At 58.1% G+C, this 16611-nt stretch carries 14 protein-coding genes and 1 pseudogene; 10 read left to right on the top strand and 5 right to left on the bottom strand.

Annotation, left to right across the window (positions count from 1 at the left end):
• Window positions 1–42 precede the first annotated feature (42 nt).
• Window positions 43–648 (bottom strand): annotated as a pseudogene (locus tag CXR02_RS12835) (IS3 family transposase); the annotation flags it as partial.
• 516 nt (window positions 649–1164) lie between these two features.
• Here CXR02_RS12835 and CXR02_RS12830 point away from each other — a divergent pair.
• The 10 genes from CXR02_RS12830 (at window position 1165) to CXR02_RS12780 (ending at window position 12400) form a co-directional block, all read left to right on the top strand.
• Window positions 1165–2772, top strand: coding sequence for an ABC transporter substrate-binding protein (locus tag CXR02_RS12830; protein WP_104062352.1), 1608 nt, complete (start codon window positions 1165–1167; stop codon window positions 2770–2772).
• A 13-nt stretch (window positions 2773–2785) separates the two neighbouring features.
• The gene (locus CXR02_RS12825; protein WP_104062351.1) at window positions 2786–3820 is read left to right on the top strand and encodes an ABC transporter permease; all 1035 of its coding nucleotides are present in this window, start codon (window positions 2786–2788) and stop codon (window positions 3818–3820) included.
• Window position 3821: 1 nt separating this feature from the next.
• The gene (locus tag CXR02_RS12820; RefSeq protein ID WP_104062350.1) at window positions 3822–5621 is read left to right on the top strand and encodes a dipeptide/oligopeptide/nickel ABC transporter permease/ATP-binding protein; all 1800 of its coding nucleotides are present in this window, start codon (window positions 3822–3824) and stop codon (window positions 5619–5621) included.
• A complete protein-coding gene (locus CXR02_RS12815) occupies window positions 5618–6445 on the top strand; it encodes an ABC transporter ATP-binding protein (RefSeq protein ID WP_104062349.1) in 828 nt (275 codons plus the stop codon). Before CXR02_RS12820 ends, CXR02_RS12815 begins: the two co-directional genes overlap by 4 nt.
• 455 nt (window positions 6446–6900) lie before the next feature.
• Window positions 6901–7971, top strand: a complete 1071-nt coding sequence (locus CXR02_RS12810) for a M20/M25/M40 family metallo-hydrolase (RefSeq protein ID WP_258060945.1) — start codon at window positions 6901–6903, stop codon at window positions 7969–7971.
• Window positions 7968–8774: a GNAT family N-acetyltransferase gene (locus CXR02_RS12805; RefSeq protein ID WP_104062348.1), complete on the top strand. Its 807-nt coding sequence runs from the start codon at window positions 7968–7970 to the stop codon at window positions 8772–8774. The genes CXR02_RS12810 and CXR02_RS12805 overlap by 4 nt, the downstream gene beginning before the upstream one ends.
• A 786-nt stretch (window positions 8775–9560) precedes the next feature.
• A complete protein-coding gene (locus CXR02_RS12795) occupies window positions 9561–9824 on the top strand; it encodes a hypothetical protein (RefSeq protein WP_104062346.1) in 264 nt (87 codons plus the stop codon).
• 397 nt (window positions 9825–10221) lie between these two features.
• Window positions 10222–10593, top strand: coding sequence for a hypothetical protein (locus tag CXR02_RS12790; protein ID WP_104062345.1), 372 nt, complete (start codon window positions 10222–10224; stop codon window positions 10591–10593).
• A gap of 273 nt (window positions 10594–10866) precedes the next feature.
• Window positions 10867–11880 (top strand): hypothetical protein, encoded by a 1014-nt coding sequence (locus tag CXR02_RS12785; RefSeq protein WP_146072538.1) that lies wholly within the window; start codon window positions 10867–10869, stop codon window positions 11878–11880.
• Window positions 11852–12400, top strand: coding sequence for a hypothetical protein (locus CXR02_RS12780; protein WP_104062343.1), 549 nt, complete (start codon window positions 11852–11854; stop codon window positions 12398–12400). Before CXR02_RS12785 ends, CXR02_RS12780 begins: the two co-directional genes overlap by 29 nt.
• Before the next feature lie 329 nt (window positions 12401–12729).
• Here the strand turns inward: CXR02_RS12780 and CXR02_RS12775 are convergent, their stop codons facing one another.
• The 4 genes from CXR02_RS12775 to CXR02_RS12760 form a co-directional block, all read right to left on the bottom strand.
• Window positions 12730–13557 (bottom strand): hypothetical protein, encoded by an 828-nt coding sequence (locus tag CXR02_RS12775; RefSeq protein WP_146072537.1) that lies wholly within the window; start codon window positions 13555–13557, stop codon window positions 12730–12732.
• Window positions 13558–13830: 273 nt separating this feature from the next.
• Window positions 13831–14529 carry a hypothetical protein gene (locus CXR02_RS12770; RefSeq protein ID WP_146072536.1) on the bottom strand — a complete coding sequence of 233 codons (699 nt, stop codon included), beginning with the start codon at window positions 14527–14529 and terminating at the stop codon, window positions 13831–13833.
• A gap of 422 nt (window positions 14530–14951) precedes the next feature.
• A complete protein-coding gene (locus CXR02_RS12765) occupies window positions 14952–16007 on the bottom strand; it encodes a YhcG family protein (RefSeq protein ID WP_104062340.1) in 1056 nt (351 codons plus the stop codon).
• 158 nt (window positions 16008–16165) lie between these two features.
• Window positions 16166–16606 carry a DUF4913 domain-containing protein gene (locus CXR02_RS12760; RefSeq protein ID WP_104062339.1) on the bottom strand — a complete coding sequence of 147 codons (441 nt, stop codon included), beginning with the start codon at window positions 16604–16606 and terminating at the stop codon, window positions 16166–16168.
• Between the last annotated feature and the right edge of the window lie 5 nt (window positions 16607–16611).

The raw sequence follows: 16611 nt of genomic DNA, 5'->3' as shown, positions 1-16611 counted from the left end.
GAAGGACCTGAAGCTGGGATTGGATGGCGACAGGGTCCTTCCGCGGTTCAGGCCGCGTTTCTTCGAGAATGCCGACCAAATGCCGTGGTCTCTGCATAAGCGCTGGACCCTGTTCTCGCCGGCCGTGATGCCATTCTCCGGGGGTTCTTCGGCGATGAAACGGTATCCGAATGCAGGTCGTCGGCATGGATGTCCCGGGCGGCGTTGACGAGGGCGCGTCGGCCCAGTTCCGTTCCGTGACCGGGTTCGCTCTCCCTGGTAATAGCCTTGCTTACTGAACTTTAACACCCTGCAGGTCACCGCCACGGAAGACCGTCTGTTAACGCCAACCGAAAATAGGGCGGCAAGGTCCGTGACCAGCGGTAGATCATTTGGGGTTGATGTCCCTGGTCAGATAGGCAGCAGCCCGGCGCAGAATCTCATTCTCCTGCTCAAGCAAACGATTGCGCTTCTTCAGCTCCCGCATCTCGGCCGACTCCGCCACTGCCGGGCCGGCCCCGGTTTCCTTGCGCTTGGCAATGGCGATCCAGCGCGTCAGCGTCGTGACCGAAGGCCGAAATCCTTCGCGATTTGCGCCAGCGGCGCCTCGGTCTTGCGGGCCGCATCAATAACATGCTGGCGGAACTCCGCCCCGTAAGCCGTGGGCATGGTCAACATCCTTCCACGAGCACAAGCTCGCTAGGACAAGAAGTCAACGAAAGCGGGGCAGTCCCGAATGCAGCCCTTCCCGGAGCAGACCGCGTCACCTCACCGTTCTCACGGGCGCTCTCGTGCACGGCCAAACTCGAGCCTCTGAACGGGGTGAACGACTGGCGCGACCGAGACCCATCGGCCCGGAACTACTCCTACTGGTACTTACAGCGGTATTCGCGCGCTGCACTCAAACTGGATTGGACATGATTAGTGGATTCCTGGTTCTGCCCCATGCGAGGTGCCGAGTTGCTACGAGCCCCCGATACCGTTCCAGTCCGAATCGTAGGGATGGAAGAGACACAGCCGAGCGGCTACTGGTGATTTCGACATTTTTTTGATGAAGTAATGTCGAATCCACCAGAGAAGTGATCCATTGTCAACGCCATACTTGAAGTATCGTCGGTTGGGCATTGATGCATCCGGCTCACTCCCCGGCATGGCCGGGTGAGCCCGCACTGGCTTGGAGGAAGAATGATAAAGAAGACAACGACAGTGGGTGCACTAACCATCTGTGCCGCGCTGTTCTTATCAGCATGCAGTGGCGGCACCGGTTCAGCGGTAAAGACCGAGGGACCCGACAATTTTGCCATAAATGGCACACTTACTACGTCTATGGTCAGTGATCCTGGCAGCCTGAGCCCGCTGATGACGGTCTCAACTGATGCTAGGAGTGTTCTGAATTTTCTGTACGACAGGTTGACATATCAGGACCCTGCCTCTGGTCAATTCAAGCCATGGTTGGCTGAGTCTTGGACCGAAGCACCGTCGAAAGTGACATTCACGCTCAAATCCGGCATAACTTGCTCAGATGGTACGCCGTTGACGGCTCAAACAGTGGCAGACAACTTCAATTTTGTGGCTACAAAAGACAACAATTCACCGCTACGGGATGTTTATGTCCCAGGAGATCTCACGGCCACCGCGGATAACAGCAGCGGCGTGGTGACCCTGGCAACGCCTGCACCCTCGCCGTTTCTGTTGGCGAATGCCTCCACGTTGAATATTGCTTGCGAGTCCGCGGTCAAGGAGCCGACCTCCGTAACGGACAAGTCTGCCGGGACCGGCCTCTTCGTCCTCAAAGAAGCCACAGCGAACGACCACTACACACTCGAGCGCCGCAGTGGCTACAGCTGGGGCCCTGATGCCACCGTGACCTCGGAGACGCCAGGAGTGCCTGCAACGGTCGTTTTTAAGATCGTGCCCAGCGAGAGCGCCGCTGCGAACCTGTTACTTTCCGGGGGGCTCAACATTGCCGCAATCAATGGGCCTGATGAGGCTCGCGTCAAGGCCGCCGGCCTCTCTGCGTTCACGACGCACAGCATCAGGGGGGAGATGTTCTACAACCAGATGACCGGTAAGCCGACTGAGGATCCGGCGGTACGCATTGCCCTGACCGAAGGGCTCGACCTGGATAACGTAGCCAAGGTGATGACTGCAGGCAAGGGTACCCGCGCAGACCAACTTTCCACCGCTGATCCAGTGGCGTGCACCATGACAACCACGAATGCGCTGCCGGCGTTCGACGCCGCGGCTGCGGCGGAGAAACTGGATGCAGCTGGTTGGAAGACGGGGGCCGACGGAAAGCGGAGCAAGGCCGGTAGGGAATTGAAGCTCACGTTGTTGTACGAGATCCTCAATGACACCACGACTGCTGCTGCAGAATTTGCTCAGCAACAATGGGCTAAGATCGGCGTCACGATCACCCTGGCTGGCGGTGATTCCAACATGGTCGTCGCCAAGATTCTCGGTGGCGCCGACAACGGGTCTTGGGATATCGTTTGGGTACCTGTGGGTATAAGCACCCCTAACACCATTGTTCCGTTCGTCTCTGGTGCGGCCCCCGCAGCTGGTACCAACTTTGCCAGCATTCACAACACCCGCTACGAAGCGGAAGTCAAAAATGCATCCACACTGGTGGGAGATCAGGCCTGCAAAGCCTGGGGCACGGCAGAAACCGCACTCTTCAGTTCCGCCGATGTGGTTCCGTTCGCGACCACCACCCTCTCGACATACTTGGCGAAAGCCAGCTTGAGCCTTAAAGACTCATTCATCGGGCCGAGCGTCCGCCTTTTGAAGTGAATCGGGCCTGACAATGAGTCCATCCTCTCCTGCGGCGGACACTGCCAAGAAGATCAAAACACAGTCACAGCGTCGACCTGCTTGGGGCAAATACTTCGCCCCCGGATCTCGTGGACTTTTCGCCGTCCGCCGAAGTAGCCGTTTCGTGGTGGCCGTGGTTGTTCTGGTGACCGTGGCATTCCTGATGCTTCAATTAATTCCGGGCGACCCTGCCCGGACGTCCTTGGGCGCCACGGCGACCGTGGAAGCGGTCGCGTCACGTCGACATGAGCTGGGGTTAGACCAACCCTTGCTGATCCAATATCTTCATTTCTGGTCAGGTCTGCTCACGGGCAATCCAGGTAACTCCATCAGCCTGCGCATGCCGGTTGCCGATGTGGTGGCCACCCGCTTGCCGGCCACCCTCCAGCTTGCCTTCCTCACCGTGCTGGTGGTTCTTGTGGTGGCGATACCGTTAGGGCTGGGGGCTGCTGCACTGACCCGCGGCGGACGACGCCGGGCAACAGAGCTGGGGTTCAACACCGCGGCGGGCTTGCTGGCGGTCATCCCGGAATTTCTACTCGGCGTCGGCCTGATCTACGTTTTTGCCGTCAATGCTCAAATTTTTCCTGTCGCAGGACGCAGCGGACCGTCGTCATTTGTCCTGCCGGTGGCTGCACTTTCCCTGGGAAGTGCAGCAGCTTTGACCCGCATCGTGCGTTCCGAAGCTCTAGGGGTCCTAGAGCAGGATTACATGCGCACGGCTCGAGCAAAGCGAATGCCGGCCATGCGAGTGTATCTGCGCCACGCTCTGCCGAACATCATGACGTCCACCCTGACGATTGCAGGTCTTTTCTTGGGCTCCTTGATCGCCGGAACCGTGTTGGTGGAGACCATTTTTGCCTGGCCGGGCCTTGGTATGACGATCGTGAATTCGATAATTAATAAGGATTATCCTCTAGCGCAAACGTTGGTGGTGGTTTACGGGGTGATTGTGCTGCTGATCAACCTGATTGTGGACATCCTTTTGGCCCTCCTAGATCCCCGATCCACCATTAAGGACAGCTGACATGTCGATAAATCGCGCCGGGCGCTGGCGCAACGCCATCATTTCCCCGACGGGAATCGCTGCAACGTTTGGACTGCTGGTGGTAGCGTGGGCTGTCATTTTTGGGCCGGTAATTTGGGGAATATCGGCGATGGCAACCGATCTTTTGGCACTGTCCCAGCCACCCAGCCCGGGGCACCTCTTCGGCACCGACGCTGGCGGACGAGATGTATTTGCTCGCACCATGACAGCATCGCGTCTGTCGGTGGCAATGGCATTAGCCGCCAGTTGCTTCGGTGTGGTGGCCGGGGTATCACTTGGGCTGCTGCCATCCGTACTTCGCCCAGCCCTCGGCCGGGCCGTGGTGGCATCGTTCAATTTTGCCATTGCCTTTCCCAGCCTGCTGCTGACCATCTTTCTGTCGGTGATCTTTGGGCAGAGCAGCTGGGGAGCCGTTCTGGCCATCGGCATGGCCATTGTTCCGGCTTACGCGCGCCTTACGCACACGCTTTCATCAGCCATCCTGGGACGTGACTTCATCGCGGCCGCCCGTGTCTTGGGAGTCGGGAAGCTCAAGGTCGTCTTCCGGCATGTTCTGCCTAATATTTACGGACCGCTGATTGTCAATGCCTCCGTGACCGCAAGTGGGGCACTTATTGCTTTCGCGAGCCTCTCATTCCTTGGACTTGGCGTGCAGCCGCCGGAATTCGACTGGGGACGCATGCTCAATGAAGGGCTCTCTAGAATCTTCGTCAACCCCGCGACCGCGTTGGCGCCCGGGGCAGCAGTGGTCTTCGCAGGAGTCGTTTTCACCCTGGCAGGGGAATTGATTGCTAGGGGGTTGGGCGTCAACCCTGGTCCCGTCGCGCGGCTACCAAAGTGGACAGCTGGGACCGCTGCGCGGGGGCGGGGAGTCGCTGGGATCTCTCCCTCCTCCGCTGATGTCTTCACCGTGGAGAACCTCAACGTTGCCGTGCCCACCATCACCGGCTGGTTTGAGCCTGTGAAGGGTGTTTCCTTCTCAGTGGGCCGAGGAGAGCTCGTTGGCATCGTTGGTGAATCAGGATCGGGAAAGTCCCTCACGTGCATGGCGGCAACCGGTCTGTTGGACTTTCCGCTCAAGGTCAATGCGGAAAGAGTGACGTTCGACGGGGTAGAGCTTCTTAGCGGCGAGCACCGCCCAAGAACAACTTCCGCCAGGAGAGTCCAACAATTGTTGGGGACGGGTCTTGCCATGGTCTTCCAGGACCCGATGTCCTCCCTAAACCCATCACTGAAAGTTGGCACGCAAGTGGCGGAAGTCGGCTATCTACACGGCGGCCTAACGCGCAAGATGGCCTGGGCAAAGGCCATCGATCGGTTGAAGGACGTAAAGATTGGGTTGGCTGAGAAGCGCGTCCGGCAGCATCCATATGAGCTTTCAGGGGGGATGCGTCAACGCGTGATGATGGCCATGGGCCTGATGGGCGTCCCATCGCTGATCATCGCCGATGAACCGACCACAGCTCTTGACGTAACAGTGCAGCGGGAAGTACTAGGCCTTCTGCACGAATTGCACCTTGAGACGGGTACAGCCATTCTCATGATCTCCCATGATATGGCCGTCGTCACGGGGTTGTGCACCAGGGTTCTTGTTATGTACCAGGGCGAAGTTGTTGAGAATATTGCCACAGAGGACCTCTTGGCCGGAAAATCCAGACATCCCTACACCCGAGCACTGATGGCCGTGGTCCCGGATATGGACACTGACAGGACCCTACCCATGCCCACCATCCCGGAAGGCTTGGACTTCTCGGCAGAGATCTTGAGGGCCGACGCATGAGCGAACTTGAATTTCGAAACGTCACGGTACGGTTTGGACGCGGACGGAACGCCTTTACGGCAGTGGACAACGTCAGCTTCGCTGTCCCGGCCGGGCGCATTGTGGGTTTGGTGGGGGAATCGGGCTCAGGTAAGTCAACTGTGGCGCGCGTCGCCGTTGGGTTGTGTGAACCCGTAGCAGGAAGCATATTGCTGGGAGGCGAGGAAATTTCCCATGCTCGGGGAGCTGCGGCCCGGCTGCGCAGAACAGTGCAGATGGTATTCCAGGACCCGTACGCGTGTCTGGACCCACGGCGGACTATTGGCCAGTCCTTAGCGGAAGCGCTGGAGACAGCAGCTTTACGCAGCAGAGCCCGGCTAACCAGGAGCCAATCCAAGGAAAGAATCGCCGGCCTACTTCAGGCCGTGAAATTGCCGCCTGAACGGGCTCAGGATCTACCTGACACGCTGTCAGGGGGACAGCGCCAGCGTGTGGCCTTGGCCCGGGTACTTGCGGCGGAGCCACAAGTTATCCTGGCGGACGAAATCACTTCCGCTCTTGATGTTTCTGTCCAGGGATCGGTGCTGAATCTACTTAAGGCATTGCAGGGTCAGATGGGGTTCAGCATGCTCTTTATCAGCCACAATTTGGCCGTGGTGCGATACCTGTGTGACGACGTGGTGGTCATGAAGTCCGGGCTCATTGTAGAGCAGGGCAGCTCAGGAAAGGTATTGAACAACCCCTCGAGCGACTATACGCAGCAGTTGTTGGCGGCCGTGCCTCAGATAGGGCGGCCACTATTTGAGAGTACCCAAGAACCAACATTTACCATTCCTGTCAAGTGAGGAACCCGACTTGAACCATCTTTTTAGGCTCCACGATCTAGCCGAGATGAGCGTGTTGTCCGCTCGCGCCGTCAGTCCTGACGCAGCCGGAATTGTCCATACACTCACTTGCGTGACCGGAGCATCGCAAATTATGACACACAACACTAGTGGCCTGCAAGGAGCATCAGCATCCAAAACGAACAGACTAGTCAGAGTCGGTGATAACCATATGAGTGCACATGTACCTGACTCCCTCGATTCACCTTGCCTCAGCGTTGCAGCGCCGAGGTCGACTCCGTTGGTCCACTTTGGTGCCCGTTCCGAGCCCCTGGTATCCCACCATGAATAAGGTCGGGGGGTCGCAACTTGCCCCACACACCCTCAGAGCCGGGTTCCATGAGTTGCTGCCGGATATGCTGGCCGACCTGCGAGTGCTAGTGGAAACCGAATCTCCCACCAGTGACCCTCAGGCCATGGGCCGTAGCGCCGACGTCGTGGCCGCGCTGGGAACCAAACTTCTTGGGCGTGCACCACAGCGCATAAACCTCCACGGCGTGCCCCACCTGTCCTGGAAATTTGAGGACACCGCCGTTTTGCCGAGACACAAGGTCCTGCTGCTGTGCCATCATGACACGGTTTGGCCCTTGGGCTCCTGGGGCAGCGGGCCTGTTAGCAGACTGGACATGGTGGACGGCGAAACCGTCCTGCGTGGCCCCGGAAGTTTTGACATGAAGACAGGAATAATTCAAGGGCTGTACGCCCTCCGTGCGCTCCAAATGCGTGGGCTGGGCCTTGCTGGTGTCCAATTGCTGGTCACGGGGGACGAGGAAACGGGATCCCGAACGTCGCGTGCCTTGATTGAGGAAGCGGCGCGAGAATGTGCGGCAGTCCTAGTTTTGGAGGCATCAGCTGGCAGTGGGTTGCTCAAGTCTGCCCGCAAGGGTGTGTCGATCTACGAGTTGAAGGTGACGGGCAGGGCTGCCCACGCCGGGCTCGAACCGGAAAAAGGGGTCAACGTTGTCGTCGAACTGGCACATCAGGTTCTCCAGATCGGGGCTCTGGCCGATCCAGACCGGGACACCACGGTGACACCGACACTCATGAACGCTGGAACGACCACCAACACTGTGGCCGCGGCCGGCACGTTGAGCATCGACGTGCGTGCCTGGACCGGCGAGGAACAAGCACGAGTGGACGACGCATTGCGGAGCCTGGCCGCAGTACTCCCCGGTGCCCGGCTGGAACTGCTAGGAGGAATCAATCGGGTGCCTTTGGAGGAGAGTATGTCCGCCCCTGTTTTGGCGTTGGCGCAGAGCGTGGCAGCGGAACTGGGTTTGGGACTGGTGGGCTCCGTACATGTGGGAGGCGCGTCGGACGGGAACTTTACCGCAGGGATGGGCGTACCCACCCTTGACGGGCTTGGGGCGGTTGGGGGAGGCGCCCATGCCCACGATGAGCACGTGATCCCTGCGCGAATGCCGGAACGAACCGCCCTGATCGCGGGGCTGGTTGAAGCAGTGCTCTCGAACGGTGTTGTGTCATGAAAAGCACCACGGGCCGCAGCGCCCTGACTACACTGGAATTCCGCGAGTTGCACGCTCTAGAGGAAATGTTGCAGGTCACCGCCCTGCTGGCCACCGTCTGGCGCGACGAGGGTAGCCGACATTTTGAGCCGGCACTCCTGGTTGCACTAGCTCACGCCGAAAACTATGTGGTGGGCGTCTATGACGGCGAGGAAATAGTTGCAGCTTGTGTTGGGTTCTTCGCCGCACCCCAAGGCGCAACACTCCATTCCCATATAGCCGGGGTGAAGGCTGAATATGCCGGCCAGGGCATAGGCGGGGCTCTAAAGGAACACCAACGCAGTTGGTGCCGTGCCAGAAATATCGAAACTATCACTTGGACCTTTGACCCCCTTGTAGCCCGCAACGCGTATTTCAACATTGCCAGACTCGGGGCCTTTGCCAGCGAATACCTAGTGGACTTTTATGGCAAGATGACCGACGAGGTTAATGCGGGCCAACCCAGCGACAGGATGCTGGTTGCATGGCCCGTGACCCGTGACCCATCCGAGCCGGTCTCTGCTGAGGGTACACCGGTCCTGTTGAAGGTGGGTGACCGTGAAGAACCCATAGTTCGCACCTCGCAGGAAGACAGGGTTGCACTGCAGATCCCCACGGACATTGAAAGCATGCGCCATTCGGACCCCACGATGGCCCGGGCATGGAGGCTGGTCCTTCGAAGCGAATTAGGCACCCGAATGCTCTCCGGATGGACCGTGACGGGCTTTGACAAGGCGGGATACTACATTTTGGAAAGGACAACGAATGAGAATCTGGTCAGGTGAATTCCGTCGTGTCGAATACCCTTGGTCGCATCAGGCACCACCTCGCTGAGACCAGGCTCTCACCGCAAGTTTTGCTGAAATTCAAAGGCAAGCTCAGGATTTCAACGGAATCGCGGGTCGACATCGAGCGGCCTGCATGGGTCGCCCTTAATGAGTTCGTGTGCTCGCCTGAATCCACAAACGGCTGAGCCCTCGATGAGCTAGAGCTCCTTTTAGGCCGCTGAGCTTCGTCCGGACATTATGAGGAGACCTGGCTTGCCGTGGTAAAACGTCGAAACCTCGCCGTTCAATTGTTCGCACCTATTGGAGTGAAGCTCAGGCGCTTATCCATGCATCGCAGCATTCCATCTAGGAGAGCAGCTCGCTATCGGTTGCGCCGTCGTGAAATTTACTCAATAGCCGGTTCACCGTTCCGGCGGCCTCAACGTGAGGCGAGTGGCCGACATTCGGCAACAGCGCCAGAGGCCAGCCAATATGGTCACCACTACTCGGGCTTTGACCGCGAGCCCGAGCTGGTCTGCTCCGGCGCTCTGCCCGGCGAAAACTCAACATCCGAACGCATGAATGAAAGCACCCAGAAATGACCTTTGCAACCGCCAACTCCGTAACGCTGAAAATATGGGACCGCTCGATAATGGACCGAACGCTTGAGACGGCAGTGCAACAGCTCTCGACCAGGGCGAAGACTGCCAAGTGCGGCATCCTGGTTACCCGCAGTGGGCCCAACACCTTCATAGTAAGCCTGAGCCGCAGCGTTCCCTGCGGCACCACACTCGAGAAGGTTACATGGTGAATTTCCGCATTCCTGCGCGAAAGGAATGCACCCTGAAAAGCGAACCAGCTACAACTGAAATCGAGCTCTTGACAACGCTGGTCGAGGGCGATCGGGTCGAAGCCTTCGACCAACGAGGTATCGGGCATTGGCGAGGCACAGTCGAGGCATCAGCCCCGCACCTGGGCGTGGCTTGGATCCGCACGGATACCCGCGAACGCAAAATGCTGGATGTTCGGGAGCATTCGATACGACGGTTCCCGCTCTCCAGCCTGTAGAGCACCGACTTGCTTACCCTAATTCGCCTTCGTCGATCCGTGCTGTGAGCGGAACCCGGGCGACTACCGAAGGTGAAAGCGCAGTCGAGCACGAAGTGACCATGGCAGAGAAAGCCACAGGAGTGGATGTAGTGAAGATGGAGCTCATGAGTCCGCTCATACGGTTAATTGCCGTTGCCAAATGCGTGACTCTCTTCTCAAATGAGAGTCCAAACCGGACGCCAATAATGGAGATGTCGTTGTTGAGCTGGATGCCTAATACTGAGGCAGTCCCGTCACCGGCAGGGGAGGGGTCCTGCGCAGGCTTGGCGTGACGGAGGTACTGGTAGACCGTTCACCGGCTGATGCCTTAGTCGCGGGCGAGGGTAGATTTAGGAACTCCTGTAGTCGCCCGCTGGTGGCACGGAGCCTGGTCCGTTTCTTCCGTGGCGGCACGTTCGCCCAAGACGTCGCCGACAGCTTGCTCACCAGGAACCGCATCGACGACGCCAACGCCGCCTTCGGGCGCATGGAGGAAGCCGGCTACTTGGTCAGGGCTGAACTCGACGATGACAGGTACTTGTGGCGGGACGCGACAACCCTCCGAAATGCCTTGGCCATGGCCAGCTTTGGGAAGCCATTCAGACGAAAAACGGCCGAACGGCTGGTCGCCGGGATGCTTGAGCGTGCCTGGCTGACCAGTTCTGATCCCGGCATTTGGGGCGAAGAAACGACCCGGCCTGAGGCCAAGAGCAGCCCCTTTTTCGGCCACTCCCCCACCCGTTTTTGAACGCCGATAATGAAGATTATGTAAGGTTGTCAGTTTGTTAGAACAAAATCATCGGCAATTTAGGCCCTAGGTAACCCTGGTTGCGTCGCCTCACCAAACGGTTCTCTGCTTAGGAATCTGGTGTTCCGTATGGCAGATTTGACAGAGAAGCCAACTCGTCGACGGCAAAAACTGACGACCACCTGAAAGAGCCAGAGTAGGCTCAGTCAGTTGGCCAGGTCCATACGGCGAGAACAGATCCTTCTGCAACAACCAAGAGCCGCTCGTGCCAGAATGCCTGCGCCTAAAACTGAAACAAAGATTGGGGACCTGACCGTGCCGAAGAGGACTCTGGGACTGACCACGCTGCAGTTCAAACGAGAGAAGAAGCGGGCCACGGCGCCGCTGGACGACTTTTCACCGTTCGGACTGCTGACGATGTTTCATGAGTACGTCAACTCAGTGGATCCCAATAAGCTTCTCGACCCCGTGAAAAAGCGGTACACCCTCATCACAAACATCCATGCTCAGGGGTGTGCAGTTTTCGTAGACGTCGAGTTTGGCCACTACGGCAGTGTAGGTAAGACGTTCAACATCACCGACCACAGCGTGGAACATGAACGGTCTGATGACCACTCCGCAACCATCATGACTCGCATGGCCTTTGTCGTCCCACCGAAGTCCAAGACAGGCATCTTCTGCACCGAGCGGGAGGGGATAAGCGGTGGAGGGGCCCGCGTAGTTGAACGCTTCAAGGACGCTCTCATTGCCGACTTCGGTGAGCTACACCACTTCCCCACCGAAACAGTCGTAGAAGCTGATGCGTGGCGCAAGGATGCTGAACTGAGCCAGATCAAGACAACGGCCCGGAAATGGCGGTCGAACATTGCTGCTGGATCAACCACAACACACACGGTTCCACTAGGTACCCTGCGGCAGGAACTGGTCCCAGAATCCGGTGTCAAGTATTTCCCGCGCTGGCTGAGGGACGCGGTTATGAACCGCAGCCTCAAAATGACCGAATATTTGGGTTTTGCCGACGATGACGATGTGGAAGTCGTTATCGAACTGCAGAAGGGCGAGCAGACCAAGAAATTTGTCGTAGGTAAGGAGAAGACTCCTAGCGTACGGATTTTGTTGAGCGATGACGGCCAGCCATCGCTGGACAATTCGACGTTCCGTTACCGGGTGTTCCGCGAAGCCGAGACCTACTACACTGCGAATGGGTTCACGTGGCAGCCTTCATGGGAGCAAACTAACTGGCTGGGGGTCAACGCTGATGGCAAATGGGATCATCCCCACGCCTAACCTCGAGCAGGACAGGCAGCATTTGAACCACTTCCACACGTTCCGGCATCACCGGACAGGTGTCCTCGTGTGGGGGCTGGTGCTGCCGGCATACCTTCCTCCGATCGCGGGGGCAGTTCTGGCCTTCATATTCGACTGGCGACTTTCTGGCGTCGCCGAACTCATTGCAGGCACAGCTGTGCTTGCCGGCTTCCTTTTTGCGCTGATGATCTTCGTGTTTCAGCTTCGGCTGCAAATTACCCACGACCCCCGGGTCCAGGAACGCCTTAATCTGCCCCGCCTTGTAGACGAGTTATTTCAAAACGTCTTATACTCGGCGCTCGTCTCCCTAGCTTTCACCCTGGCCGTCGTTGTTTCCACCGTCACGGCGCCCCTTCCAGCCGTTGGCCCCATCCGCCTCGAACTATGGCCGTCGATGATCGTGGTGGCACTAGGGGCACACCTCATAGGGTTGCTGTACGTTGTCATACAGCGCACCCAGGCTGCATATAGAGAGCTGACAACCGATACTGTGGAATGAACTAAGCCCGCCGAAGCCGCCAATTCTCTCCAGGTTAGAGCTTACCGGCGTAATTAGGCTGGAACATTTCCGGTCTTGAGCTCGAATGAAAACGTAGGCCGTTGACGGCACCAAGCAGGGCATGGAGCCCAACTCCCCCACTGGACCACCTCGCTGATAGCGGAGGTTACGTAAGGCTGTACTCTGCGTATCGCACCAGATGAATCAATCAGGTGTCTGCCAGTTGCTACGTCCGGGTGCTCTTGCGCACAATGCGGACGGAACTATGCATAGCCTGAAGTGTTGGTACGCAGAAGTATCGTTGGGTAAACTTTGCCGTTTGCGTCCTATTACCAAGAGAAACGGGGACTTCGCACTAAGCGGTGTTCGGCGAAGTCTTTCAATGGATTCACGGACTCGCTGATCTCAGATACCTCTTCCTCGGTGAACCGAGGGACGTAGGTATCGAAACGAAGAATTTCCCCCTCAATAATGAGGGTTGCGTAACCCTGTTCGTTCCTGAAATCAGGGTCAATTTCATCTCTGACAACATCACTGAACAAGTTCACATATCGGGTTAACTCAAGGACAATATCGGCTAAATATTCCCGGCATTCTTGGTATTCATTGAGAAGTGATTGATATAGATCGTCGTTCCAAATGGGTATCTTATAAAAGGCCTTGAAGCGGAGCCGATCGCCACTGCGGTCCGGATCGGCGTGTTGGGAAAAGGTACTCAGTAGCTCATTTAGAAAGTGCCCGATAGTCTCGATCACCTTTCGCAGGTCGTCATACCCTTTCGGCCACGGCCGTGTGGCAATCCAATGCAAGCAGGCACGCAATCGTTCTTCGGTTGAGATAGACATGCTTGCTTCGCCGCCGCTGAGTACCGCGCTCACATCCTTGTGCCATGTATCCAGGCTCAACCGGGCGGTCAGAGTATCGACCAAAGCTGCCCACTTCTCATCGGCGGAGTTGGAGGCTGCCCCGAGGGTGATTTTCACCCATGCCTCGTGCTGCGTCTTCATATCCAACAGAAAACCAACGGAGAAGTCCTCCGGGGCCTTGTCTATCAGGGCGTGGTCAGTCGGACAGAGCAGTATGAGATTGCTGTACTCATCACGCTGTTCTGGCGATAGGGGGGATTCGCCGCGGGGTCCATCGGGGCTCTTTGCCACAATGTGGGCCTCTTCGCCTATCAGAACGGCATCAGCGTTGAAGTCGGACTGATGGGCAAGCGTTCTACGGCACGAGGGCATTGCACAATGGCTCGCCGAGCGACCCCAAAGCAACTTACGGGACAAAGTCGATATAGCCATCCGGGTGTCCGTCCTTTCAGGGCCGATCCAGACCAAGCTTCGGGCAAGCGTTCTTTCAGCACCGCTAGGTGGGCGTTGCGTCTGTCACGCGTTGTCCCTCTCCGGGGACCTGACCGAAAGGGTTCTTCCGAGCTAAAGTCTGGTCGGCTCGGATGAGGTGACTTCGTATTTCTCACGGACTGAGACAAGTGTGGCTGCCAGTTCATCGCGATATTCGGGTGATGCTGAAGGCCAAGACAACGCGACGAGCAGCAGCTCAGCTGTTGCATCATTCAGGGAATCGAAAGCAGCAAGGAAGCCCTCTTGGTCCTGCTCTGCGCCGGGTTCCAACATATCGGCTAACTGCAGGGCAAGGGTCCCGAGAAGGTGGGGCCAAGCCCATATCTCTTCAGCCAAGCCACGGTGGTTCAGTTCCATTCGCCACCGCACTACGGCAGAGTCGGCCCGCAATATGAGCTCTTCTATGCCCTCACGCCCATGCTCAAACCGCTTCACGAATGCGTTGCCGGTAGCTACGAGGGCCGTGATGGCCTCACGTTCGCGTTGTCGGGAAGCCTCTGCAGCCTGGAACGCAAGCTGCAGAGTTACGTCCTCCCTCTGTGCCTTTAGCTGCTTGTTCAACTCCACGTTCCGCCGGTGGTCAGCGAGCTGAGTTGCCGTGTAGGTTCGCGACAGCTGGATCTGAAACAGATTCCGCTGGGTTCGGATCGTCTTGACGATGGCATAGGCGGCAACTGCTGCACCTACCAATGCCCCTATCGAACCATTCCACATTGAGGCCCAGGTGCCACAAGAAATCCAAAGCGCATCGGCGCAAACAATCAAATCCACTCCCGGATCATACAAGCGGCCCGTCCATCGCCTCGCATTTCGATTTCGGAGGTGAAGTACTTACAGCCCGGCGTACACCTAAACCTGACGTCAGGAAGTCCCACAAACAACGTCAGGATAGGTTCCAAGAGTCGATTCCTGCACACTCATGCTGGGCAGTCTCAGATGCAAATCTGACAGAAGTAGGGTTTGTTCACCACCGCCAGCCGGCCCGCCGCCCACCGTCAGAAGGGCCGCGGTCAATGACTGAGGTGCGACCGGGACACCCTCAATTGGCGAAGCTCCGGTCAAATAGCGGTTGACCGGAGCTTCGGTTCATTATGCATACCTGAACCTTATAAATTCCTGTGAAGAACCGGAGGGCGCAATGTCCCCTGTAAACACGATCTAAGCGGCAGCACATGTCGATCGGCGAGGCTCTTCTAGTCAGTTTGTATCAACTCGGTGTCCGGTTCGGCCCATTCGAGGGCGGCAACGATGTGTCCCTCGTTGGGGAGTGCCTGTTGCTCGGCTTGTGGAAGCTTGTCATAGGTGTAGGCGGCGACGGCCATGGGTGAGGTGGACCGGCCGAGACTGTACCGGACGCTGCGGTCATTTTTGGTGCCGCAGATGAGGATGCCGATGGTTTCGTTGTGGTGGTCGCGGCGGAGCACATCGTCCACGAGGGCGACGTAGAAGTTGAGTTTCCCGGCGAATTCGGGCTGGAACTTGCCGGTCTTGAGTTCGATGACGACGTACCGGAGCTGCTCGATGTGAAAAAACAGCATGTCTACGTAAAAATCGTCCCCTTCAACATCGAAGTGGACCTGCCGGCCGACGAAGGCAAATCCTGGGCCCAGCTCGCGGAGGGTTTCGGTGATCCTGCTGGTGAGGGCATTTTCGAGGTCGCGTTCCGCCACTTCACCGGAGAGGCCGAGGAATTCGAAGTTGTACGGGTCCTTTGCCACCTGTTGAGCGAGCTCGGAGTCTCGCGCAACAAGCTGTTGCGCGAAATTCGAGGGTGCTGCTCCTGTGCGTTCCAAGGTCTTGTTCATGATCATGTTCATCAAGACGTTTCGGGACCACCCGTAGTCGGCCGCCGCCGATGCGTACCAGTCCCGGTCCTGCTGGCTCTTGACCTTGTCCAGTAGCACGGTGACGTGTCCCCATGGCAATTGCGCAACAGCCTGTTGCGCAATTGAGGTCCCCGACCAAGCTTTGGCGAAGGTGGTCATGTACTGGAGGTTCCGGGGAGAGAATCCCTTCATCTCGGGGAACTCAGCACGGAGGTCCTCGGCCAGTCTTTTGATAACACCACTCCCCCAGCCCTGGCTGTCCTGCTGTGCACTTACGTCATTTCCGATGGACCAGTACAGCTCTATGAGCTGGGTATTAACGGTTCGGAGTGCCTTGGCGCGTGCGGCGCGGACGCGGTTCTTGAGCTCGCCGAGGAGGTCGGAGTACCCGGCGGGGAGGGCGAGGTCACGGGCGTCAGTCATGCCTTCGATCCTATCGATCAAGTCCGGCCCGGAACGGCATCGGCTGGTGGCCGGGCTTGGCGGGGCGCCAGCCGCCGGCTCTTCTAGTCGAGTGCTCGTCCGATTCATTCCGGGCCCGTTGTCGGTCCACCAAGTACTTTCCCTCGATGGCACGGCCGCTAAGGTCGCTGAGTCCGTACATCCGGGAACCAAGCGGCGGGGGCTTTCTTCGGTTCCAGGTGCTCGGGGTCCCTGTGCTTCTGCATGTCGCACTTGTAGAACGGGCCGTGGGGGTCCAGGAGAACGCGCATGTGGTGGTCCGCGTGGTCCCGCCACCAGACGCTCATGCCGGTAGCGGGGTCGAGGCGCAGGTGTTCCCACGCCCGCCAGAGAGCAGCTACGCGGGAGACCGCTTCCGGGTGGAAGTACCACTCTGTGCACCATTTCGCGGAGCGCCCGTCGACGTCGCGGACGTAGGTCGGCAGGAGCTGTTCATGCAGGAACTCTTCGGCTGACCCGTAAACGATTTCCGGCGGTTTCTCCCCTCCCCCTCCATCACTCCCCCGGTCATGCCCCGTGGCAGGTGCGTCGGTATCGAACAATCCAAGCTCTTCTGACATGGCTG

Source organism: Arthrobacter sp. 4R501 (genome assembly GCF_002929755.1).
Taxonomy (GTDB): domain Bacteria; phylum Actinomycetota; class Actinomycetes; order Actinomycetales; family Micrococcaceae; genus Arthrobacter.
Note: the sequence above shows the minus strand (reverse complement) of the source record. Positions and strands in the feature narration are given on the sequence as shown.

Coding starts and splice junctions, on each gene's coding strand:
- CXR02_RS12785 (WP_146072538.1), top strand. CDS start 10,867: ATGCCTGCGCCTAAAACTGAAACAAAGATTGGGGACCTGACCGTGCCG.
- CXR02_RS12830 (WP_104062352.1), top strand. CDS start 1,165: ATGATAAAGAAGACAACGACAGTGGGTGCACTAACCATCTGTGCCGCG.
- CXR02_RS12825 (WP_104062351.1), top strand. CDS start 2,786: ATGAGTCCATCCTCTCCTGCGGCGGACACTGCCAAGAAGATCAAAACA.
- CXR02_RS12820 (WP_104062350.1), top strand. CDS start 3,822: ATGTCGATAAATCGCGCCGGGCGCTGGCGCAACGCCATCATTTCCCCG.
- CXR02_RS12810 (WP_258060945.1), top strand. CDS start 6,901: ATGGGCCGTAGCGCCGACGTCGTGGCCGCGCTGGGAACCAAACTTCTT.
- CXR02_RS12815 (WP_104062349.1), top strand. CDS start 5,618: ATGAGCGAACTTGAATTTCGAAACGTCACGGTACGGTTTGGACGCGGA.
- CXR02_RS12760 (WP_104062339.1), bottom strand. CDS start 16,606: ATGTCAGAAGAGCTTGGATTGTTCGATACCGACGCACCTGCCACGGGG.
- CXR02_RS12765 (WP_104062340.1), bottom strand. CDS start 16,007: ATGACTGACGCCCGTGACCTCGCCCTCCCCGCCGGGTACTCCGACCTC.
- CXR02_RS12795 (WP_104062346.1), top strand. CDS start 9,561: ATGGTGAATTTCCGCATTCCTGCGCGAAAGGAATGCACCCTGAAAAGC.
- CXR02_RS12805 (WP_104062348.1), top strand. CDS start 7,968: ATGAAAAGCACCACGGGCCGCAGCGCCCTGACTACACTGGAATTCCGC.
- CXR02_RS12780 (WP_104062343.1), top strand. CDS start 11,852: ATGGCAAATGGGATCATCCCCACGCCTAACCTCGAGCAGGACAGGCAG.